Genomic DNA, 20429 nt, shown 5'->3' with positions numbered 1-20429 from the left:
GGCTTTCTAGAACCTGCTGATCGGCTTAAACTGCGCCCATGGGCCGGGATGTCGACGAACGGAAAAAGCGAGCCGCGCTGCGCAAACTGCGCAAGGCGGCCGAGCTTGCCGAACAGGGCAAGGGCCCGCCCCTGTCCGACTGGGAGCGTGAGTTCCTGGAAGAAGTTGAAGAGCGGATCGAGAAATACGGTTCGGCCTTTGCCGATCCGATGAAGGGCGATGAGGGCGAGGCGCTCTCGGCCCTGCAGCAGCTGAAGCTGAAAGAGATCGACAAGAAAGCCCGCGGCAAGGCCCGCAAGGGCTTCAGCCAGAAATCCGCCTCCGGAAAGAAGACGCCGAAAGGCAGTTTTGCAAAGCGCGCCCCGCCGCGCGTGCGCCAGATCGATGACGATATCGAGGAGGACGTTGCGGCTGAAGCTGTGAAGACGCCGCCGCCTGCGCCGGTGCCCTGCGGCAAGCCGGTATTGAAGGCGGTTCCCAAAAACGATTCGTCCGAACCGGTCCCTGATGCGTACAAGGACAACACGCCCGCACCGCGCCCCGCCGGGCGGCCGGTTTTCCGCGTGATCGACGGGGGCAAGACGGAGCCTGACACCTAGCTCCGTATTCTGGGAGCAAGGCCATGAATTCTGTCGTCATTACAGGTGCCTCCACAGGAATCGGGGCCGGCGCCGCGCGCCACATGGCCGCGAAGGGCTGGAGGGTCTTTGCGGGCGTCCGCAAGCATGCCGACGGCGAGATGCTGAAGGTGAAGGCGACAGGAGACCTTCGCCCGATCCTCCTTGATGTGACGAAACCGGACCAGGTGGCACAGGCCGTGGAGACAGTTTCGGCTGCGCTGGCGGGCGAGCGCCTGGCTGGTCTCATCAACAATGCGGGCATCGCGAAGATGGGCCCGTTGGCGATCCAGCCGATGGAGGATTTCCGCGCACATTTCGAGGTGAACGTGTTCGGCCTGCTGGCCATGACGCAGGCCTTCGTGCCGCTGCTGGGCTCTGACCCCTCCCGCACAGGCACGCCCGGGCGGATCGTCAACATCACCAGCGTCGGCGGTCGGCTGTCGTCTCCTTTCCTCGGCGCCTATGCCGCGACCAAACATGCTGTTGAGGCGATGACGGATTCACTGCGCCGGGAGCTGGTGATCTATGGCATCGATGCCATCGCCATCGGACCTGGCTCTGTAAAGACGCCGATCTGGGACAAGGCCGAGCAGGACAATACCGAAGGCCCCTATGCCTCCAGTGACTGGGGCGAGTCGTTGAAACAGTTCGAACAGGTCATGCTGTCCGGCGGGCGCTCCGGCCTGACGCCGGAGGAAATTGCCGGATACATCGAAACCGCGCTTGCCGCAGACAAGCCAAAAGCGCGCTATGCGCCGGTGCCGGACAAGCTGACCAACTGGACCATCCCGACCCGCCTGCCAAAGCGCATGCTGGATGGCATATTCTGGAAACGCTTCGGATTGAAAAAACCGTGACGCCCCTGTCAGGTTTCGCTTGACGGACCGCACGGAACCCCCGTGCATGATGCCTTTCACGATAAGGGAGGAAACATCATGGCGGATCTCAGCGGCAAGGTTGCCGTAATCACGGGTGCAGCAAGCGGCATTGGCCTGGCAGGCGTGGAGACCTTTGTGGAGGCCGGCGCGAAAGTCATCGCAGCCGACATCCAGGACGAAAAGGGCCGCGCGCTGGAGGCGCGCTTCGGAACGGATAAAGTCCGCTATATTCATTGCGACGTGATGGACCTCGCTGAGCTCGAAGCCCTGATGGACGGCGCCGTCAGCCATTTCGGCAAGATCGATGTGGTGTGGAACAATGCCGGCAGCGGCGGCACGCCCGCGACGGTCGAGGAGCTCGACGAAGAAGGCTATGACATGACGATGGACCTGCTGCTCAAGCAGGTCTTCTTCGGTACGAAATACGCCGTCGAGCGCATGAAGGAGTCCGGAGGCGGCGCCATCATCAACACGTCCTCGATCAGCGCACTGGAAGCCGGCTGGGCCCCGATCACCTATTCCGTGGCCAAGATCGGCGTGGCGCACTTCTCGCGCATCGCTGCGGCGCAGGTCGCCAAATACAAGATCCGCGTAAATGCGATCCTGCCGGGCTTCATCGCCACATCCATTTTCGGTGCCTCGCTCGGCATGTCGCGTGAAGTGGCTGACCAGATGGCCGAGATGCTGGCCCAGCAGGGCGGATCGATGCAGCCGGCCGGCCGGACGGGCCAGGGCAAGGATATCGCCGAAATGGCAGCTTTCCTCGCCTCCGACGCGGCAGAATTCATCACAGGCAGCCAGTTCACCGTCGATGGTGGCATCACCGTCGGTCCGCGTCATTCCTGGGATGAGACGGCTGGCGGTCCGGTCCTCGAAGCCCTGGGCATCACGCCGGAACAGGCCGAGCAGATGGCCGCGGCGATGCAGGCCCAGAAGTAAGGGCTCAGCGGTGGCGCCGGTCCGGGTCGAGGCCGGGCATGGCCTCGACAGCGGACAGCAATTCCTGCAGGGAGTCGGCTCGGATCACCCGGCGGCCTTTCTCGTCCGACAGGGCATAGCCCTGATCGGCCTTGAACAGCGGGAAGCGGCGCCAGTGGGCGCGGGTGCGGAAGATCCAGATCTGGTCGGGGGACTCGCCCGCAGCGGCCCATCCGGTCCACATATGATCCGGCGGCAGGCTGCGCCACAGGGCGTCGATCTCGTCGACTTCGGAAGGCGTAAAGGCGGTCATGGCAGTCAGTCCAGATCAATCAGGTCTCGCCGAGGTTAGTGCGGCTGAAGCGCCCCGCAACCTGGAAGGTGCACTCTGGATGACGGCTTCGGGCCTCGTCTTCACCGTGTTCCTGACCTTGTCCAAGGTTCAGTCGGCCGAATACGACCCCGGCTTCCTCGCCTTCTTCCGCTCATTCATTGCCTTGATCCTGACCCTACCGGTGATCATACAGCAGGGCTGGGGCATCATGCGTATCCACCAGCCGGGCATGGTGCTGCTGCGCAGCCTGTTCGGCACGATGGGCTTCATCTTCGGCTTCTACGCGGTCTCGGCCCAGTTCGGCCTGCCGCTGTCGGAGTTCAACGCGATCAGCTTTTCCCGCGCCATGTTCATTACGGTGTTGGCGGCGGGGCTGCTGAAGGAGACGGTTGGCTGGCACCGCTGGGGTGCGACGCTGGCAGGGTTCATCGGCGTCCTCATCATGACCCAGCCGCAGGCAGGCGTCAGTCTCGGCACATTGCTGGCGCTGGCGGCGGCCTTCTGCATGGCCGGGGCGATCACGCTGGTGAAGCTGCTCTCCCGTAATCATCGGCCGGTTACATTGCTGATCTGGGCGAATTTGCTCTCCTCGGCGATGTTGCTGCCCTTGGCTCTCTGGAAGATGCCCGAGGTGATGCCCTCCTGGCAGGATTGGGCCATGATCACACTGATGGGCGGCTGCGGTGTGGCCGGGCAGTATTTCTATATCCGCGGCATGGCGATCGGGGACGCCTCGTTCCTGTCGCCGATCGACTATTTGCGCCTGCCCATGGCCGCGACAGTGGACTGGCTGCTGTTCAAGGCCTTGCCGGGGCCGTGGACCTGGGTCGGTACGTTCATCATCATCGGTGCGACGGCTTATATTACCCTGCGGGAACGCCAGGTGCGCCGCCGCGCCAGAGGCGCCTGAAGGTCATTTTCGAAGTCTTCTCTTGTGAATAATGGCGAAATCGTTCATTGATCAGGCCTGAAAAGGGAGACTCGCATGGCCAAAGTTCTTGTCACCGGTGCCACCGGCTTCATTGCCGGTCATGTCATCCACCAGTTGCTGGAAGCCGGACACGAAGTGAGGGGTACGGCCCGTTCCGTTTCGAGGGAAACACCCCTGAACACGATTTTGAGCGACTATGCCGGCAAGCCGGTCCATATCGAGATCGTCGAGGCAGACCTGACCAGCGATGTCGGCTGGGCGGAGGCCGTTGAGGGCATGGATTATGTCCAGCACCTCGCCTCACCCTTCCTGGCCGTGATGCCAAAAGACCATGAGGAGCTGATCCGGCCGGCTCGGGACGGCGCCCTGCGCGTGCTGAAGGCCTCCAAGGCGGCCGGTGTGAAGCGCGTGGTGATGACTTCGTCCATGGCGGCGATTGCCTATGGCTGGGGCGACGCCCGGCCCAATCCGTTGACCGAGGAACACTGGTCCAACCCCGACAATCTGAAAGACAATACGGCCTACACCCGCTCCAAGACGATCGCCGAGAAGGCCGCCTGGGACTTTATGGCCGGGGAGGGCGCCGGCATGGAGCTCTCGGTGATCAATCCCTCCGCCGTGCTCGGCCCGGCGATGAGCGCGGATGTTTCCACCTCGCTCCAGATCATTACCCAGCTGATGACGGGCAAGGCGCCGGCCTCGCCGCGGGTCGGCTTCTGTGTAGTCGATGTGCGTGATGTCGCCGATGCGCATGTGAAGGCGATGACGGTGCCGGAAGCCGCTGGCGAGCGCTTCCTGGCGTCCGGCCGCTTCATGTGGATGGGCGAAGTGGCCGACGTGCTGCGCGAGCAATTCCCGGACTACCGCAAGAAACTTCCGAAGGGCGAACTGCCAGACTGGCTGCTGAAGGCGCTGACGCTGGTGAACCCGCCCCTGAAGGCCGTTGTGCCGGAGCTTGGCCGGGAGCGGCATTGTTCGAACGAGAAGGCCCGCCGCATTCTGGGCTGGACGCCGCGGACCGAAGAAGAAGCGATCATCGAAAGCGCGCAGACGCTGATCGACCTGAACGTGATTTAGGCTTCGTTGCGGCCCCGGAAGGTCGCCCCGGCCGCGATAAAGCTGGCTGCGGCGAGGATCGCCGAGATCACGCCGTTCCACCCGGCCATGGACAGGCCCAGAACATAGAATGGCGCATCGGTGCAGGACGGCACCGTCATCGGCCGGTCCAGCGCGTCCATGTTCATGAGATCAATCGGGCCGCTGCCGGTACATCCGGCCGGGGGCGGGAAGATCTTCCACTCGACACCGGAATGATAGAAGGCGACGACGACGCCAACGCCGAAGACAAGCCCGATCAGCACGTTCAGTGCCACCAGGAAACGCCGGGTCGGCCGCAGTTTCCAGAGGGCGAGCCCTGTCAGGGTCATGGCGATGAGGGCCCAGTACACCTCCCGCTGGCGCAGGCAGAGCGGGCAGGGATACAGCTTGCCGAAAGTTTCGAAGGCGTGGGCCGCAGCAAGCATCAAGGCGGACACCACAACCGCGGCGACCGGCCATTTCCAGTCCTTGAGAAGACTTTGAAGGATGCTCATCGCCGGCACGCTAGCATGCTGCCCCGCCAGCAAAAGTGCGGCGCAGCGTCACGAGCTGAAATTTCCCAGGACCCACATCAGGGCGAAGTGAATGGCCGCCAGCGCTACCGGCAGGGCCAGAACGAGCAGCATCGACACCCAGAGGATCCCGAGAACGCAACCGATAATGACGAGGATGCCGTCCCGGTTGATCAGGCCGAAGGCAGCCAGCGCCACCGCAAATCCGGGAACCGTGTTGGTCATCGGCAGCGGCACCAGGATAGACGCGCAGAAGATGCAAAGCACGAAACCGAGCAGGCGTTCAGAGCGCGGACCTGTAATTTTGGCGAAGCGGGGTTTGGAGAAAGTCTCGATCCAGCCCAGCCATTTGCGGCCGCCCTGGGCCATGGCGGTCAGGCCTTTGCGGTCGATCTTCCGATTTCCAAGGGCATCCGGCAGCCAGGGCTGCTCATGGCCGAGGGCCATTTGTGCCGCCAGCGCCATCATCGGCAGCGAGACGATTTGCGGCACGCCATAGAGGAAGGGAATGCAGCAAGGCAGGGCCAGCAGGAACAGGCCTGCGCCGAACGCGCTTTCATCCAGACGGTCGAAGATTTCCCGCAGCGTATACCCGTCTTCCGGTGCGCCGGCGGCCATGGCCTCGACGATTTGAAGCAGGGTTTTTTCGGTTCCGGCGTCGGTGACACTCATGTGCGCTCAGTACGTCCTGTTAATATGCCGCCCGGGGTAGATTGACGGGCAGGCCCGGCTCGGGCAGGAGAGCCTTCCCGATAAGGGCCTCTGTGGCGGAATTGGTAGACGCGGCGGATTCAAAATCCGCTTCTGGCAACAGAGTGCCGGTTCGAGTCCGGCCAGAGGTACCAGCCCTGTATCGCGCCATCAGTATTCGTATTTCTCCACCCGGGTCAGATCGATGATGTAGGCAGCGTCCGCGAGGTCGCTTTCCTGCTTCTGTGCATGAAGCGTGCCTTCGATCCAGACGGCCTGTGGCAAGTCCTTCAGAAGGATCGGATCTTCGGTACGCACGAATATGGTCTGGTTCGGCGGCGGCGGCGGCGCGTGGATGCATGCGCCGAAATAGGGCACCAGCAGGAATTCGCGGATCTCGGCCTTGGCATCGTATGAGAATGGCACGGTGTAGCCCGGCATGCGGATCTTCTTGCCGTCATAGGTGTCGACCGTGTTGAACGAACCGATCTGCGTGGCCGTATCGGCGGCGGAGCCTTCCTGAATGGAATAGAGCGTTGCCATCTGGGCTGCGTACATTTTCTGCAGGCGCTCTTCCTCGCCTTCCGGCATCAGGTCTTCCCAGCCGATCTCGGTGACGCCGCGGGCCTTGATTTCTTCCTGCTCCTTCAGGGCTGCAGCCGCAGCTGCGGCAACAGAAGAGTCCTTTGCGGCCTGTTCGGCTTCGCTCTCGCCGATCTTGTCACCAACCTGCGGGCCTGCTGGCTCAGCCGTGCTGACTTTCACTTCGGCAGGCGTTTCCGCGTCGGCGGGGGGCGCAGTGGCCTGGCCACAGGCGGGCGACAGGCTGATCAGAACGAGGGCGGGGAGGAGGAGAGAACGCTTCATGACTGTTTTCTTAGGCTTTCAGGGAGGGATGTGCCAGACGGGTTTGACAACCTTGCTACAACTTCACGGACAGGCCGTCAGCGAGGGATCTGCGGAAAGCGGCCCAGGCCGGAATGGCCCCGGCCAGCAGGGAGGCGCCAGTGACGGCCAGCAATGTCAGAAGGTCTGTCATGCCGGGTCCTGTGCCGCCGAGGGAAATGCCATAGCGCTGCATCACGATCGGCCCGGCTATCAGGATCAGGCCGTGCACGATCACAATGCCGAGCAGGGCGCCGAGGAAACCGATCAGTCCGGCTTCCAGTGTCAGCAGACCGAAGATATGTCCCGGGCGGGCGCCGACGGCCCGCAGGATGGACATTTCACGCCGCCGCTCGTTCAGGCTGGTCAGGATCGATGTCAGGATCGAGACGACACCGACGGCGATCACGAAAATAGAAACCGCCAGCAGGGCGCGCTCAGCCATGGCGGTGACGCTCCACAGCTCGGCCAGGGCCTCACCGGGAATGATCGCCATCAGCGGTTCGCCCTTGTTGGTATTGATCTCGCGGCGTGTGCGCAGGATCGTGCCCTTGCGCTTCAGACCGGCATAGACGGCGGTGATCGTCTTGGGCGTCAGATTGAAGCTGCGGATCATGTCTTCGGTGATCGAGTCCGCCATCGGATTCTTGGCGCCGGTTTCCCAGCCGACGTGAATGGCCGTGATGGCTTCAAGGGAGACTATCACGGTGCGGTCGACCGGCGTGCCTGTCGGCGCGAGGATACCAACCACGCGGAAGGGCCGGTTCTCGTGGCCCGAGCCGAAGTCTGCCTTGCCGAGCCCATGCGAGAGAACCAGCGGGCTGCCGATGTCATAGCCAAGTTCGCGGGCGACGTCGGCGCCGATCACGGCATCGAACAGGTCATCCATCTCGACGCCTTTGGCGAAGCGGAGCGGCTGGCCGCGGCCATATTGGTAGTGCTCGAAATAGGCATGGTTCGTGCCCATCACGCGGAAGCCGCGATGGCTGTCGCCCAGAGAGATCGGCACGGTCCACGCAATGTCATCTCGCGCGGCCAGTTCCTGATAGGTCGGCCACGAGATCTCCGCCGTCGCATTGCCCATCCGGAAGACCGAATAGAGCAGAAGGTTCACACTGCCCGTCGGGGCGCCGATAATCAGATCCGTACCGGAGATCGTGTGGCCGAAGCCTTCGCGCGCGCCGGTGCGGGCCTTATCGACGCCGAGGAACAGAGCGACCGACAGGGCGACGGCCAGCAGGGTCAGCAGAACCGAGGCGCGCCGGTTCAGCAGGCTTTTCCAGGCAAGGGCAAACAGGGCCTTCATGCGCTCACCCCCGCCTTGTTGATTTCGGAGAGGTCGACCGCCCGGTCGAACAGGCGGGCGAGGCTTGCATCGTGGCTGACGAACAGGAGCGCGGCACCGGTGCGCCCGGCCTCTTCGCTAAGGAGTTCGATAAATTTGTCTCGGGCATCGGCGTCGAGGGCGGAGGTCGGCTCATCGGCGATCACGATGTCCGGCCCGCCCATCAGGGCACGAGCGGCGGCGACGCGCTGCTGCTGGCCAACGGAGAGGTCAGAGACGCGCCGGTCGAGCAGGGTTTCATCCGTCAGGCCCAGCCGGCCAAGCAGGCGGCGGGCTTCGCCTTCGGTGTCCTTGCCGACCTTTGCGCGGCGGGCAGGGGAGAAGTGCAGCGGCAGCGTGACGTTCCCGGTGACAGACAGGTAGGGCACCAGATTGAACATCTGGAAGATGACGCCCAGATGATCGGCCCGCACGCGGTCACGTTTCGCCGCGCTGAGCATCGCCATGTCATTGCCCAGCACATTGATTGTGCCGGTTTCCGGGCTCAGCACACCGGCGATCAGGCCCAGCAGGGTCGATTTTCCGGACCCGGATGGTCCGCGCAGGAACAGTTTTTCGCCCCGGCCAAGGGTGAAGCTCTCGATATCCAGGACGGGCGGATGCCCCGGCCAGGCAAAACGAAGGCTGTCTACCCGGATGGCATCCGTGCCGGGGGTCTCAGGCTGCATCAGTCGAAATCGATCTCTGTGTCGCTTGGGGTGAGTTCCTTGGCGACCTGCTGGCCTTCAGGGCCGAGATAGATCGCGTCGATATGTTCAAACGCCGGGTAGAGCTCGAAGACATGCACAAGCATGCCCTCCACCCGGTCGATCTTCCTGCAGCGCCAGACGACCGACACGGTCATCGCGCCATGGGCGCCGTCGGTGCGGCCAGTGATGGAGCGTTCCGTTTCTTCGCAGACCGTCGGTCCGATCGGCTCAACGATGCCTTCGGCGTATCTCTCGGCTTTGGCGCCTTCCGGCACTTTCGCTTCGGAGAGGCCGAAATTGGCGAGCGGGGCATCGAGACTGACCGTCAGGAAGTCATCCTCCCGCGTAATCGCGAGCTCTCCGCCGCCATGTACATGCGCTTCGCCGGCATGGCCTTCTTCGTGGTCATGGACCTCTTCGATTGCTTCGACGGCGGCTGGCGCAGCGAGGCTTGTCGCGTCATCTGCCGGTGCCGCCTCAGGGGCTGGTGCGGGCGGCGGCTCATAAGGCGCGCCGGCCGGACTACACGCAGCAAGTCCCAGCAAGGTGGCGGCGGACAAGGCCGCAACCGGCCAGAAACGGATTGAAATCATTGTGGGCCTCCGGTGCGCCACACAGTGGATTAGTGCAGAAAGGTCAATATTTTTTGTCGCGAACCCGATTGTGATACTATATCACATTTAATCAAGGCGGGGCTTGCAGAAGTCCTTCTGCCATTTTCACGAACGCCGCCGGTTTACGCACACATGCTCGAATCCCTCCAGGCCCCTTTGCTGTTCGGCTTGACCGCCGCCTTTATCACGACGCTCGGCCTGATCACCGTGTCGGTGCGCGGGGACTGGAGTGCGCGCTATTCCGGCCTGTTCGCGCTGGCTGCAGGGGGCATGCTGGTCAGCCTGACCCTGCTGCACATTGCGCCGGAAGCTTTTGAGCTCAGCACCCATACGCCGGTCTTCCTGATGGTCGGTTTCTTTGGTGGTCTCGTTCTGCATTTCGGGATCGGCGCTGCGTTTCCCGAACACTCCGACCGGGGGCGGGCCGCAGCCATCACGCCGTTGGCGGCTGTGGCAATCCACTCCCTGCTGGATGGCATGATCTACTCGGTCACCTTCGCCGCGAGTTTCTCCTCGGGCGTTTATGCCGCGGCCTCTCTGATGCTGCACGAGTTTCCGGAAGGCGTGATCGCCTTCGCGATTCTGCGCCGCCACAGCTTCTCGAACCGTGAAGCGTTTATCTGGGCGTTCATCGCCTCTGCGGCGACGACCCCGCTGGGCGTCATCGTCGCAACGCCGTTCATGTATGGCCTGACGCCTGACATTGTCGGCAGCCTGTTCGCGGTCTCCGCCGGCCTCCTGCTCTATGTGGCCACCGGGCCGCTGATGGAGCCGCTGGAGGAAGAGCCGCCCCTGCGCAGCCTGATCGCGCTGAGTGCCGGTGTGGGACTGGCCATCCTGATGGCGCTCATGCCGCTGCACCCGCATGAGGACGAGGGCGGCCACATCGTCCCGGCGCCGCACGAAATCGACCACTAAGGACGCTGCCCGGCATGCCCTTTGCAGCCTCTCCCCGGCAAGGCGGGAGAGGTTGAAAACGTATGCATTCCGGAGGGAAGTGCCCTGTTTACGAAATCAGCGGAGAAACAGGTTTTCGGACAACCGGAGACCGCCGCCCCATGCTGACCCTGTCCATTCTGGCGAAGATGTCATCGGCCGCGATCGCCGCCGGCATTACTGCCTGTCTCACCTATGGCCAGTACAATGTCGCGAGCGGCCCGAACGGGTCCGGCCTGATGCCGCCGGCGAGTGTGCTGCATTCGAATGCGCGGCCGGAGGCAGTGCTCGATCCGCTGGCCGAAATGGCGGACGCCTTCGCCACCTTGAAGCAGGAGCGGGCCAAGGCAGACCGGAACCGCGCCATGGTCGACTGGCTGACCAGCCTGCAAACCCGCTTCACGGTACAGCGGCTCGAAACGGGCCTGGTCTACAAGGTCCGCTACGCGCCTGCTGGCAATGCCGGTGCGGTGCTCGAAGATCTTGTGGCCGTGCCCTATGGAACCGAATTGCCCTTCGCGGTCAGCCTGCATGCCGCTGAAGATGGCGCCGTCCGGATCGAGGGCCTGTCCTGCAGGGGGCAGGAAAATCTGGGCCGGGTCGATGCGGCGGCCGGAGACGAAGCCGCGCAAGCCGCTGCCATGGCAGAAGCCGAAGCTTACCTTCGCACGCCGGATCCTGCTGATCCGGGCCTGCCTGCGGATTGCCTGACGGTACGCCTGAAACGCAGCTAGTGACGGTCCAGCGCGGCCTCGTCCAGCTCGCGCTGGGTGAAGCGGCGGGTGAACTCGGTTACGCGCGGGGCGATCTCGGTCCGGAAACGATTGCCGTTGAATACGCCGTAATGACCAACGCCCGGCTGGATATAGTCCAGCTGCATCTCCTTCGGCAGGCTCGTGCACAAATCATGCGCGGCCTGCGTCTGGCCGATACCGGAAATGTCGTCCTTCTCGCCTTCCACCGTCATCAGCGCCACGTCGCGGATCTTTTCCGGACGGATCTGGCGCGTGTAGCGATATTTCATGATACCGCGCGGCAGATGGTGTTCCTGGAACACGCGCAAGATGGTCTGCAGGTAGAATTCTTCGGTCAGGTCGAGGACCGACAGGTATTCGTCGTAAAATTCTCGGTGCTTGCCGGCATTGTCACCATCGCCTTCAACGAGGTGGTTGAAGAAGCGCCACTGTGCATCGACGTGCCGGCCCCAGTTCATGTTCATGAAGGAGGCAAGCTGGACAAAGCCGGGATAGACGCGCCGGAATGCCCCAGGATAGGGGCCCGGCACCGTGTGGATCATGTTCTCCTCGAACCAGCTGAAGTCGCGTTCCTCGGCCAGTTCGTTCGGCACGGTCGGGCTTCGGCGGGTGTCGATGGGCGAGCCCATGAAGGTCATTGAAGCCGGGCGGTTCGGATCATCATCCTCGGCCATCATCGAGATCGCCGCCAGGACCGGCGGGCCGGGCTGGCAGACGCCCAGCACGTGCGCACCCGGGCCGATATGGGTGATCATCTTGCGGACATGGTCCATGTAATCGTCGAGATCGAACCGGCCGAGCCAGACCGGCGCCATGCGCGCATCGGCCCAGTCGGTGATGTAGACATCATGGGTCGGCAGGAAACCTTCCACCGTTCCGCGCAGCAGGGTGGCATAGTGTCCCGACAGCGGCGCCACGATCAGCATGCGCGGCAAGGGCGAAGCGCCGGGTTTGCGGGCGAAGGCCAGCGCGTCCGGATCCTTGCGGAAATGCACCAGATTGCACCAAGGCGATTTCCACGCGACCGTTGGGGTCACGCCCACCGGGGCACTGTTGATCTTGACCGATTCGATACCCCATTCGGGCTTTCCATAATAGCGGGTGGCGCTTTCGAACACGTCGGCAAACGCGATCAGCGCCTTGCCGTAATCTGTGTTCGCGATGGGGTTCATCGAGGAGTGCAGTGCCATACGGCCTGCACGCGCGGCCAGACGCATCGGCGCCATTGCGGCACGGTTCAGTTCGACAAGGGAGTACAGCATCGCCTTACCAACCTTTCATGTTGCGCTGCAGCATATGGCCGCAATCCGGATGTGGCAAATGGATTCGCCAGCCAGGCGCCTTACCGGCAGATTAACGCAGTCGATTGAATTTGCCTGAAACTTTCAATTTCGTGCCCGTCTCGGGTTAAGGAGCAGCTGCTAGTTTTTAGGCCTTAACCGCCGGAGAGGCTGACCCATGTTCCTTAAATGCGAACCCAATCCGCATCAGGGCGGGCGTATGACCCGGGCGGTGTTGTTCCATCATGCCGACCAGCGCTTCGCGATCGATGCTGAGGCCCTGCACAACAAGCCGGACCTGCTGAACGAGTTCGGCCCGCATAACAGCCTGCGTTTCCGCACGCTGGATGCCATCGCTTACGGGCTTTGCTTCGTTGGTGGGGTTGGCACGATCACCGTGGCCTGGTGGATGTTCTTCGTCGGGCTTGCGGCCTGCGTGCTGATGCTGGCGGTGAACCGGAAATCCGCCGGTGAAGCGGCGCGCAATGCGGCCCGGCGTTCGACGGACAATTTCCGCCGCCTGCATGAGCTTGGCTGTATGTGGCTGGTCTACGAATAGGCCCTGAAAACAGTCAGGGCTCAGATCCCGACCATTCCAAGGATCGCGGCGATGATCGCGACCAGCATGAAAATCAGTGACAGGCTGACCGAGACGGCTCGCTGGCCCTTGCGGCTGGTGCGCGATCCATGCGGGGCCTTGCCGGTTTTCGGGGCCAGCATCCAGCGATTTGAATAGAAGCCGAAGGCCGCGAGCAGGGCGGTCACGCCGGCGGCCCAATGGGTTGCCAGCAGGAAACAGGCCCCGGCTGCCAGCATCATGCCGGCGATGGGGGTGGAGGTGGCGTGCAGCAATTCCCGCACGTGCCGGTCGGCCCGGCTGCCATCCAGTTCCTCAAAACTGCAATTCGGCGCCGCAATGGCCGCCACCCATGACGAGCCGATCGCCAGGGCAGAGAAGATAAGACCGAGATTGGACGCGAGCGCAGCAAGGTTCTGAAACATGACCGGAATATGCGCCGGATTCGCGGATCAGCCTAGAGCCTGATCCGTTTAGAGAAAGCTCGCAACGATCACCTGATCGACGAGCGCTTCGTCCCGCGGGACCTGTCCGTCCAGCATTAGCATGGCCAGGCCATGCACCATGGACCAGGCCTGCAGGCGCTTGATCTTCCGGTCTTCCTTCGAGGCCTTGGCCGGCATCAGACCGCTTAACGTGTCAGACAGCATGCCGAAGGGTTTGTCGGTGGCGCAGGGCGTCTCGTTGCGGTCACCTTCCGGCGGGCGCTGCGTCATCATCAGACGGAAAACCGATGGATTGCGCAGGGCAAACTTCACATAGGCCCGGCCCATGGCGCGGAACGCCGCCCGCTGATCCTCAGCGCCGTCCATCGCTTCCCGGAACGCTTCGGCCAGGCGCTCGCCGCCGACGCTGCAAAGCGCGTTCAGGAGCGCGGCCTTGTCCGGGAAGTGCCGGTAGACTGCCGTCGCCGATACGCCGACATTGCGGGCGATCTCACGCAGGCTGACGGCATCCGGGGCCTTCACGTCGAGCTGAGCGAGGCCTTCCTCGATGAGGGCCGAGCGCAGGTCGCCATGATGGTAGCGCCCGTCGCGCGACTTCATGTTGACAGTGTTATCATCCGATGTCATGTTAGCACTGTAAACATAGTTTCTCTTTCCCGCAACGCGACACGGAGTCACTGATCATGCCCAGCCCTGTAGAATCTGCCATTCGAGGCGTCGTCACCAAAGGTGTCGTGGCCATCGCCGACTTCAATCGCGAACGCAAGAAGTCAAAAGGCCCCAACCCTTTCCTGGAAGGCCTGCATACGCCGGTTACGGAAGAAGTGACCGATACGGCGCTGAAGGTGACGGGTGAAATTCCCGCAGCGCTGAACGGGCTCTATGTTCGCAACGGGCCAAACCCGCTGGCCAAGGTGAACGCCGCGACGCATCACTGGTTCATTGGCGATGCCATGATCCACGGCATCCGCCTGCAGGATGGCAAGGCCCTTTGGTACCGCAACCGCTGGGTCCGCTCCAATGCGGTCAGCGATGCGCTGGGGGAGCCGCGTGCCCTTGGCCCGCGCCATCCGCGTACGGATGTCGCCAATACCAACATTGTCGGCCATGCTGGCAAGCTGTGGGCAATTGTCGAAGCGGGCGGCTATCCGGTCGAGATGGCGGACGACCTGACGACGGTCGCGCATTCCGATTTCGACGGCACGCTGGGCGAATCCTATTCCGCCCACCCGCACGTCGATCCGGACACCGGCGAGATGCATGCGATCTGCTATGAGGCGCAGCACCCGGATACGATCTGGCACACCGTGGTCGATACGAGCGGCCATGTCCGCCGCAATGAGCCCATCGCCGTCAAGAACGGCCCGATGATCCATGACTGCCAGATCACGCCAAACTATGTGATCGTGATGGACCTGCCGGTAACCTTCTCCATGTCGGCCCTGATGGGCGGAGCGAGCTTCCCCTTCCGCTGGAACCCGAAACACAAGGCCCGCATCGGCCTGTTGCCGCGCGAGGGCAGGGGGGAGGATATCATCTGGTGTGACGTCGATCCCTGCTACATTTTTCATCCCGCAAACGCTTACGAGACCGAAGACGGCAAAGTGGTCATGGATGCCTGCGTCTATGAAACCATGTTTGATACGGACGGGCACGGGCCTGACTCGCCAACGGCGAAGTTCGAATCCCTGACCATGGATCCGGTCGCGAAGACGGTGACCCGTGAGGTGGTCGACCCGTCGCCGCAGGAATTCCCGCGTTATGATGAACGCCTGACGGGCAAGCCCTATCGCTATGTTTATGCCGTGGCCTTGCCGGATCAGGCAGATGACGGCTTTGTCGGCTCGACCTGTCTGTTCAAGCATGATCTTGGTACAGGCAAACGTGACGTCCATGATTTCGGCCCGGGCCGGGTGCCGGCGGAATTCGTGTTCGTGCCAGCGCATGAAAACGCTGGTGAAGACGAGGGTTGGGTGATCGGCTATGTCAGCAATGTCGAGTCCGGCACGTCAGACTTCGTGGTGCTGGATGCGGCGAACTTCACCGCGCCGCCGGTGGCAGAAGTGCACATACCTTACCGCATCCCGCCCGGCTTCCACGGCAATTTCGTTCCGCAGGCTTGAGGGGCCTGGCCCAGATGAGTTGGTAGTCAGCCGACGCTCAAGGCGAGCAGTCGGCTGATCTGGGCGCGTGGCAGGCCGCTGTCATCGTGATAGGCGTTGATCGCGTTCTGAAGGGCGGTGAGGTCGCGCTTTGACGTGGCCTGCGGCTTGTCCAGCACGCCTTCGCGCACCAGCGCTGCGCAGACATGGGAAGAGGCAATCCAGGCATCCCAGCCCGCAAACCGGAGGAAATATGCACCGGTCGCCCCGCCAAGACGGGAGCCACGCTTGTTCAATGCTGTCATCAGGCCGAGCTGGTCATTCGCCGGCCAACTGGCAAGGAAGTTCCCGAAGCCGCCTTCCTTCGCCTCCACGTCCGCAACGAATTTCGCATTCTCCAGCGTGGCCTTGATCTTCTGGCCGTTGCGCACGATGCGTTCGTCCGAGACCAGACGGTCCAGCATCTCGTCGCCGAAGAAAGCGAGCCTGCCGGGATCGAAGCCTTCGAAGGCCGCTTCGAACCCGTCCCACTTCGCGTCGATGACTTTCCAGTTAAACCCAGCATTGAACACACAGCGTGTCATGACCGAGAGCAAACGGTCGGCGGACACTTTCGAAAGGTCCGCCACCGTGTGCGAGTTTTGCGACATCTCCAGCGCGTTCGCCCTTCCGCCATGATGGCCGGCGGCCATCTTAAGGATCGGGGCGAACTTTCGCGCCATGAGTGAGGCTCCTTATCCGAGCGCGGTCTCGTAGACCTTTGCGTAATCGTCAGCACTCATAGGCTTCGGATTTCCGAAGTGCGCAAGGTCTTTCAGTGCGTATTCCACGATGCCTTCGGCGTCTTCCATGCCAAGGCCCAATTCCTTCAGCGTGGCGGGAATGCCGATGTCTTCATTCAGTTTCGCAATCGCGTCGGCGAGGTCTGCGCCTTCCTTCAGGCCCATGACCTGGCGCAGGCGGGCGTATTTTGCGTCTGCAGCCCCTTCATGGAAGCGCAGGATGTGCGGCAGGAAAATCGCATTCAGCGTGCCATGGTGCAGCTTCTTGTCCTTCAGGCGCCCGGCTGCATGAGACAGCGCGTGGACACCGCCAAGCCCCTTCACGAAGGCGAGCGCGCCCTCATAGCTGGCCATCATCATGTGCCAGCGGGCATCTGGATCGGAGCCGTCCTGAACGGCTTTCTTCAGCCAGCCGCCGCCAAACGCACGACAGGCGCCATCATAGCCAATACCCTCCGCAGGCGGATTGACGGCCGGGGCCAGCACCGCTTCGATACAGTGGGTGAGGGCGTCCATGCCGGTCGCGGCGGTCAGGATGGCCGGCAGGCCGAGCGTCAGGTCCGGGTCGCAAATCGCAGTGGCCGGGATCAGGTTCGGGGACACGATAGTTTCCTTGCGCCCGTTCTCCAGGATCACGACGGTACCGACAGAGACTTCAGAGCCCGTGCCCGCCGTTGTCGGAATGGCGATCAGCGGCGGGATTTTCTTGATCTTTTTCGCGCCGCCGGTGATTGCGGCATAGGTTTCCAGTGGATCGGGATGGCTGACCAACAGGCCGATGGCCTTGGCATGGTCCATGGACGAGCCGCCGCCAACGGCGATCAGACCATCGGCGCCGCTGGCCTTGTAGGCTTCCGCCGCCTGCTTGGCCTGGGATTCCAGCGGGTTGGGAACGGTGTCGGCAAATACGCCCGCCGGAGCCATGCCGAGCGCGTCTTCCACTTTCGCCAGGATGCCGACGGCCTTGATGCCGGGATCGGTGACGATGAAGGGGCGGGTGATCCCCAGAGTCTTTACGACATTCGGCAGCTGCTTGAGCGCGCCGGAGTCAAAAATACAGGTGGTCAGGAAGTTCAAAACAGGCATGGGTGCGGCTCCTCAAATACAGCGCGCGCACTCTTGCGGAGGGAGGGGACAAGACGCAAGCCCCCGGCAGATGGATGCGGCGTTCCGCCCTGACGAACACAATAGGGTTCACCGGCGTTAACACATCCCATCTCGGGTTGCGTTCTGTGAATTTGCATGAGCGCAAAGCCCCTCACAATTCGGGGAAATACCTAATTGCGCGGCCGTGTCGCGCGGCACCTCGGCGCGCGTCAAACTGGCTAATTATATCTAAAAAAACAGGGGTCTATCTCCTGCCCATCGGCATTCTTTTCATGGAGGGAAAGACATGAAACGCCTCTTCTGTGCCGCGCTCCTGGCGAGCGCAACTTGGACAACTTTTGCGGGGGCCGCAGCGGCCGAAGGCAATCCGTGGATGATCCGCGGCCGTGTCATCGGTGTCATGCCAAGCGAGTCGGCTGACCTGTCGGTCGCCGGTGCTGCGCTCGGCGGCAGCGTCGACATCAGCGACGAATACGTCCCTGAACTCGACATCACCTACTTCTTCAACAAGAACATCGCTGCCGAGCTGATCCTGGCGACAACGCAGCATGACGTGACCGCCACGAACGTGGCTGCCGTTGGTGGTGCTGACGTGAAACTCGGCGATGTGTGGGTTCTGCCCCCGACGCTGACGCTGCAATACCACTTCGACAATGGCGGCAAGTTCAAGCCGTATGTCGGTGCCGGCATCAACGCCACGCTCTTCTACAATGAAGACGAAGGCTCCACCGCCGACAGCATCGACTATGACTCGAGCATTGGTCCGGCGCTGCAAGTCGGCTTCGACTACGACCTTGATGGCGTACCGGGCGGCTGGGCATTCAACGCCGACGTCAAGAAGATCTGGATCAACAGCGACGTCACCGTCGACTTCACCACCGCCCTCGGCGCCACGGTGAAAGCCGATGTGGACATCAACCCGACGGTTGTTGGTCTCGGCTTCGGCTACAAGTTCTAAAGTCTCCCTGAGCTTCCGTTTATATCCCTTTTCTTTGCGGAAGACTTGGTAACTTGGCCGCGTCCCTCCCCGGACGCGGCCATTTTTCTGCGCCCGATTGTTGCGCGCCTGTCCGCGGCCGCTACAGATGAAGGCCATGAGCATACTCTCCGTGAAAGACCTACGGGTCACGTTCGACACACCCGATGGCGCCGTGAACGCCGTCAAGGGCATCAATTTCGATCTGGCCGCCGGCGAATGCCTTGGCATCGTCGGGGAAAGCGGCTCCGGCAAGAGCCAGTCGGCGCTTGCGACGATGGGGCTTCTGGCTGGCAACGGGAAGGCCACCGGCGAGATCCTGTTCGATGGCACCGACATGCTGACCGCCCCGATCCAGACGCTGCGCCAGATCCGAGGCGCGCGTGTCTCGATGATCTTCCAGGACCCGCTGACCAGTCTCACGCCCCATATGACCGTCGGTGCGCAGATGCGCGAAGTGCTGGCACTTCATACCGGCGAGAAGGGTGAGGCGGCCGACAAGCATTGCGTCGAATGGCTTGAGAATGTGCGCATTCCTGAAGCCGTCCGCCGCTTGAACCAGTTCCCGCATGAGCTGTCCGGCGGCATGCGCCAGCGCGTGATGATCGCCATCGCCATGCTGTGCAATCCGGAAATCCTGATCGCCGACGAACCGACCACGGCGCTGGACGTCACGGTGCAGGCGCAGGTGCTGGAACTGATGGACGAGCTGAAGCGTGAGACGGGCACCGGTATTGCGCTGATCACGCACAATATGGGCGTCGTCGCCCGTATGTGCGACCGGGTCATCGTCATGCGCCATGGCGAGATCGTGGAAGAGGGGAGCACCGACGAGATCTTCTACGCGCCGAAGGCCGACTATACGAAGATGCTGCTGAACGCGGTGCCGCGCATCGATGAGGCAGACCGTCCGGGCCGCGCGGCCCTGATGCCGCCGCCGGCAGACAGTGCCGAACCGCTGCTGCGGGTCGAGGACATGAAGATCCATTTCCCGATCCAGGTGAAAGGCGGCCTGTTCGGCCAACGCAAGCCGCTGAAAGCGGTCGATGGCGTGTCCTTCGACCTGAAGCCCGGCGAGACGCTGGGCGTCGTCGGCGAATCCGGTTGCGGCAAGTCCACGCTTGCGCGCGGCGTGCTAAAGCTCATTCCGCCGACGGACGGAACGGTCGCCTGGCTGGGCCGCGACATCACCAAGGCGGGGCAGAGCGAGATGAACAGCCTGCGCGACGATCTCCAGATCGTCTTCCAGGACCCGCTGGCCAGCCTCGACCCGCGAATGTCGATCGGCGCTTCGATTGCCGAGCCGCTGCAGGTGCACCAGCCGCAGCTCTCAAAGGCCGAGCGCGAAGCGAAAGTGCGCGAGATCCTGCCGCGCGTCGGCCTCGATCCGGCCCTCATCAACCGCTATCCGCACGAACTCTCCGGCGGCCAGAACCAGCGCGTCGGCATTGCCCGCGCGATGATCCTGAAGCCGAAACTGGTGATCTGCGACGAGGCCGTCTCTGCACTCGACGTGTCGGTGCAGGCGCAGGTCGTGGACCTGCTGATCGAGCTTCAGAAGGAGTTCGGGCTGGCCATGATCTTCATCAGCCACGACCTCGCCGTTGTGCGCCAGATCAGTCACCGCGTCATGGTGCTCTACCTTGGCCGTGTGGTGGAGCTGGCCGGGCGCGGCGCGATCTACACCGATGCGCGCCACCCTTACACGAAGGCCCTCATCGCCGCCGTGCCGAATGCGGACCCGAAAAGCGAGAAGGCGCGCGAAAAGCTGAAACTCTCCGGCGACCTGCCAAGCCCGCTCGACAGCCGCGCGGCCCTGCGCTTCATGAAGTCCAAACTGGTCGATGATGCAGATGCGGAACAATACCGCCCGCAACTCGTCGAGGTTTCCCCCGGCCACCTGGTGGCAGAACATGACGCGATGCTGGGCACCGAAGGGCTGGTCGCGGGCTGA

General features: G+C 62.8%; 23 protein-coding genes and 1 tRNA gene. 12 read left to right on the top strand and 12 right to left on the bottom strand.

What is annotated here, in order from left to right:
* Nucleotides 1–38 precede the first annotated feature (38 nt).
* The 3 genes from HY26_RS10270 (at nucleotide 39) to HY26_RS10260 (ending at nucleotide 2437) form a co-directional block, all read left to right on the top strand.
* Nucleotides 39–599 (top strand): hypothetical protein, encoded by a 561-nt coding sequence (locus HY26_RS10270; protein ID WP_112073527.1) that lies wholly within the window; start codon nucleotides 39–41, stop codon nucleotides 597–599.
* Between the two features lie 23 nt (nucleotides 600–622).
* On the top strand, nucleotides 623–1477 hold the full coding sequence (locus tag HY26_RS10265) for an SDR family oxidoreductase (protein WP_034761347.1): 855 nt from the start codon (nucleotides 623–625) through the stop codon (nucleotides 1475–1477).
* Between the two features lie 78 nt (nucleotides 1478–1555).
* Nucleotides 1556–2437 (top strand): SDR family NAD(P)-dependent oxidoreductase, encoded by an 882-nt coding sequence (locus HY26_RS10260; protein ID WP_112073526.1) that lies wholly within the window; start codon nucleotides 1556–1558, stop codon nucleotides 2435–2437.
* Between the two features lie 4 nt (nucleotides 2438–2441).
* On the opposite strand, the gene HY26_RS10255 is transcribed toward HY26_RS10260, so the two are convergent.
* A complete protein-coding gene (locus HY26_RS10255) occupies nucleotides 2442–2729 on the bottom strand; it encodes a hypothetical protein (protein WP_112073525.1) in 288 nt (95 codons plus the stop codon).
* Here HY26_RS10255 and HY26_RS10250 point away from each other — a divergent pair.
* Both HY26_RS10250 and HY26_RS10245 read left to right on the top strand, forming a co-directional pair.
* Nucleotides 2728–3660: a DMT family transporter gene (locus HY26_RS10250; RefSeq protein ID WP_112073524.1), complete on the top strand. Its 933-nt coding sequence runs from the start codon at nucleotides 2728–2730 to the stop codon at nucleotides 3658–3660. The genes HY26_RS10255 and HY26_RS10250 overlap by 2 nt on opposite strands.
* 75 nt (nucleotides 3661–3735) lie before the next feature.
* Nucleotides 3736–4758, top strand: coding sequence for an aldehyde reductase (locus HY26_RS10245; protein ID WP_034761356.1), 1023 nt, complete (start codon nucleotides 3736–3738; stop codon nucleotides 4756–4758).
* Here HY26_RS10245 and HY26_RS10240 read toward each other — a convergent pair.
* Both HY26_RS10240 and HY26_RS10235 read right to left on the bottom strand, forming a co-directional pair.
* Nucleotides 4755–5273, bottom strand: a complete 519-nt coding sequence (locus HY26_RS10240) for a disulfide bond formation protein B (RefSeq protein WP_034761360.1) — start codon at nucleotides 5271–5273, stop codon at nucleotides 4755–4757. The genes HY26_RS10245 and HY26_RS10240 overlap by 4 nt on opposite strands.
* Nucleotides 5274–5321: 48 nt before the next feature.
* Nucleotides 5322–5963 carry an exopolysaccharide biosynthesis protein gene (locus tag HY26_RS10235; protein WP_051599504.1) on the bottom strand — a complete coding sequence of 214 codons (642 nt, stop codon included), beginning with the start codon at nucleotides 5961–5963 and terminating at the stop codon, nucleotides 5322–5324.
* Between the two features lie 86 nt (nucleotides 5964–6049).
* On the opposite strand from HY26_RS10235, the gene HY26_RS10230 reads away from it, so the two are divergent.
* Nucleotides 6050–6136 (top strand) — tRNA-Leu (locus tag HY26_RS10230).
* Between the two features lie 16 nt (nucleotides 6137–6152).
* Here HY26_RS10230 and HY26_RS10225 read toward each other — a convergent pair.
* Genes HY26_RS10225 through HY26_RS10210 form a run of 4 tightly spaced genes read right to left on the bottom strand, consistent with a single transcriptional unit; the run spans nucleotide 6153 to nucleotide 9493 of the window.
* Nucleotides 6153–6848: a DUF3299 domain-containing protein gene (locus tag HY26_RS10225; protein ID WP_112073523.1), complete on the bottom strand. Its 696-nt coding sequence runs from the start codon at nucleotides 6846–6848 to the stop codon at nucleotides 6153–6155.
* A gap of 55 nt (nucleotides 6849–6903) precedes the next feature.
* A complete protein-coding gene (locus HY26_RS10220; RefSeq protein WP_034761368.1) occupies nucleotides 6904–8172 on the bottom strand; it encodes an ABC transporter permease in 1269 nt (422 codons plus the stop codon).
* Nucleotides 8169–8879: an ABC transporter ATP-binding protein gene (locus tag HY26_RS10215; RefSeq protein WP_034761373.1), complete on the bottom strand. Its 711-nt coding sequence runs from the start codon at nucleotides 8877–8879 to the stop codon at nucleotides 8169–8171. The genes HY26_RS10220 and HY26_RS10215 overlap by 4 nt, the downstream gene beginning before the upstream one ends.
* A complete protein-coding gene (locus HY26_RS10210; protein ID WP_112073522.1) occupies nucleotides 8879–9493 on the bottom strand; it encodes a DUF2796 domain-containing protein in 615 nt (204 codons plus the stop codon). The genes HY26_RS10215 and HY26_RS10210 overlap by 1 nt, the downstream gene beginning before the upstream one ends.
* 153 nt (nucleotides 9494–9646) lie before the next feature.
* Between HY26_RS10210 and HY26_RS10205 the strand changes: the two genes are divergently transcribed.
* Complete coding sequence (locus HY26_RS10205; protein WP_051599505.1) at nucleotides 9647–10432, top strand: ZIP family metal transporter; 786 nt, start codon at nucleotides 9647–9649, stop codon at nucleotides 10430–10432.
* A 140-nt stretch (nucleotides 10433–10572) separates the two neighbouring features.
* Entirely contained in the window at nucleotides 10573–11184 is a 612-nt protein-coding gene (locus HY26_RS10200) for a hypothetical protein (RefSeq protein WP_034761381.1), read from the top strand.
* Here HY26_RS10200 and HY26_RS10195 read toward each other — a convergent pair.
* Nucleotides 11181–12467: a polyhydroxyalkanoate depolymerase gene (locus tag HY26_RS10195; RefSeq protein ID WP_112073521.1), complete on the bottom strand. Its 1287-nt coding sequence runs from the start codon at nucleotides 12465–12467 to the stop codon at nucleotides 11181–11183. The genes HY26_RS10200 and HY26_RS10195 overlap by 4 nt on opposite strands.
* 196 nt (nucleotides 12468–12663) lie before the next feature.
* Between HY26_RS10195 and HY26_RS10190 the strand changes: the two genes are divergently transcribed.
* Nucleotides 12664–13044 carry a hypothetical protein gene (locus HY26_RS10190; protein ID WP_112073520.1) on the top strand — a complete coding sequence of 127 codons (381 nt, stop codon included), beginning with the start codon at nucleotides 12664–12666 and terminating at the stop codon, nucleotides 13042–13044.
* A gap of 20 nt (nucleotides 13045–13064) precedes the next feature.
* On the opposite strand, the gene HY26_RS10185 is transcribed toward HY26_RS10190, so the two are convergent.
* Both HY26_RS10185 and HY26_RS10180 read right to left on the bottom strand, forming a co-directional pair.
* A complete protein-coding gene (locus HY26_RS10185; RefSeq protein WP_051599506.1) occupies nucleotides 13065–13487 on the bottom strand; it encodes a hypothetical protein in 423 nt (140 codons plus the stop codon).
* 48 nt (nucleotides 13488–13535) lie between these two features.
* Complete coding sequence (locus HY26_RS10180) at nucleotides 13536–14135, bottom strand: TetR/AcrR family transcriptional regulator (RefSeq protein WP_112073519.1); 600 nt, start codon at nucleotides 14133–14135, stop codon at nucleotides 13536–13538.
* A gap of 56 nt (nucleotides 14136–14191) precedes the next feature.
* Between HY26_RS10180 and HY26_RS10175 the strand changes: the two genes are divergently transcribed.
* Nucleotides 14192–15631, top strand: a complete 1440-nt coding sequence (locus tag HY26_RS10175) for a carotenoid oxygenase family protein (RefSeq protein WP_112073518.1) — start codon at nucleotides 14192–14194, stop codon at nucleotides 15629–15631.
* A gap of 26 nt (nucleotides 15632–15657) precedes the next feature.
* On the opposite strand, the gene HY26_RS10170 is transcribed toward HY26_RS10175, so the two are convergent.
* Together HY26_RS10170 and HY26_RS10165 are read right to left on the bottom strand one after the other, a co-directional pair.
* On the bottom strand, nucleotides 15658–16332 hold the full coding sequence (locus tag HY26_RS10170; protein WP_034761392.1) for a DNA-3-methyladenine glycosylase I: 675 nt from the start codon (nucleotides 16330–16332) through the stop codon (nucleotides 15658–15660).
* A gap of 12 nt (nucleotides 16333–16344) precedes the next feature.
* The gene (locus HY26_RS10165) at nucleotides 16345–17478 is read right to left on the bottom strand and encodes an iron-containing alcohol dehydrogenase (RefSeq protein WP_034761394.1); all 1134 of its coding nucleotides are present in this window, start codon (nucleotides 17476–17478) and stop codon (nucleotides 16345–16347) included.
* Nucleotides 17479–17785: 307 nt separating this feature from the next.
* Here HY26_RS10165 and HY26_RS10160 point away from each other — a divergent pair, with 307 nt between their 5' ends.
* On the top strand, nucleotides 17786–18457 hold the full coding sequence (locus HY26_RS10160) for an OmpW family protein (protein WP_034761396.1): 672 nt from the start codon (nucleotides 17786–17788) through the stop codon (nucleotides 18455–18457).
* A gap of 136 nt (nucleotides 18458–18593) precedes the next feature.
* Nucleotides 18594–20429 carry a dipeptide ABC transporter ATP-binding protein gene (locus tag HY26_RS10155; protein WP_112073517.1) on the top strand — a complete coding sequence of 612 codons (1836 nt, stop codon included), beginning with the start codon at nucleotides 18594–18596 and terminating at the stop codon, nucleotides 20427–20429.

This window comes from Hyphomonas sp. GM-8P (assembly GCF_003263315.1).
GTDB lineage: Bacteria > Pseudomonadota > Alphaproteobacteria > Caulobacterales > Hyphomonadaceae > Hyphomonas.
This window is presented reverse-complemented; position numbering and strand designations above follow the sequence as displayed.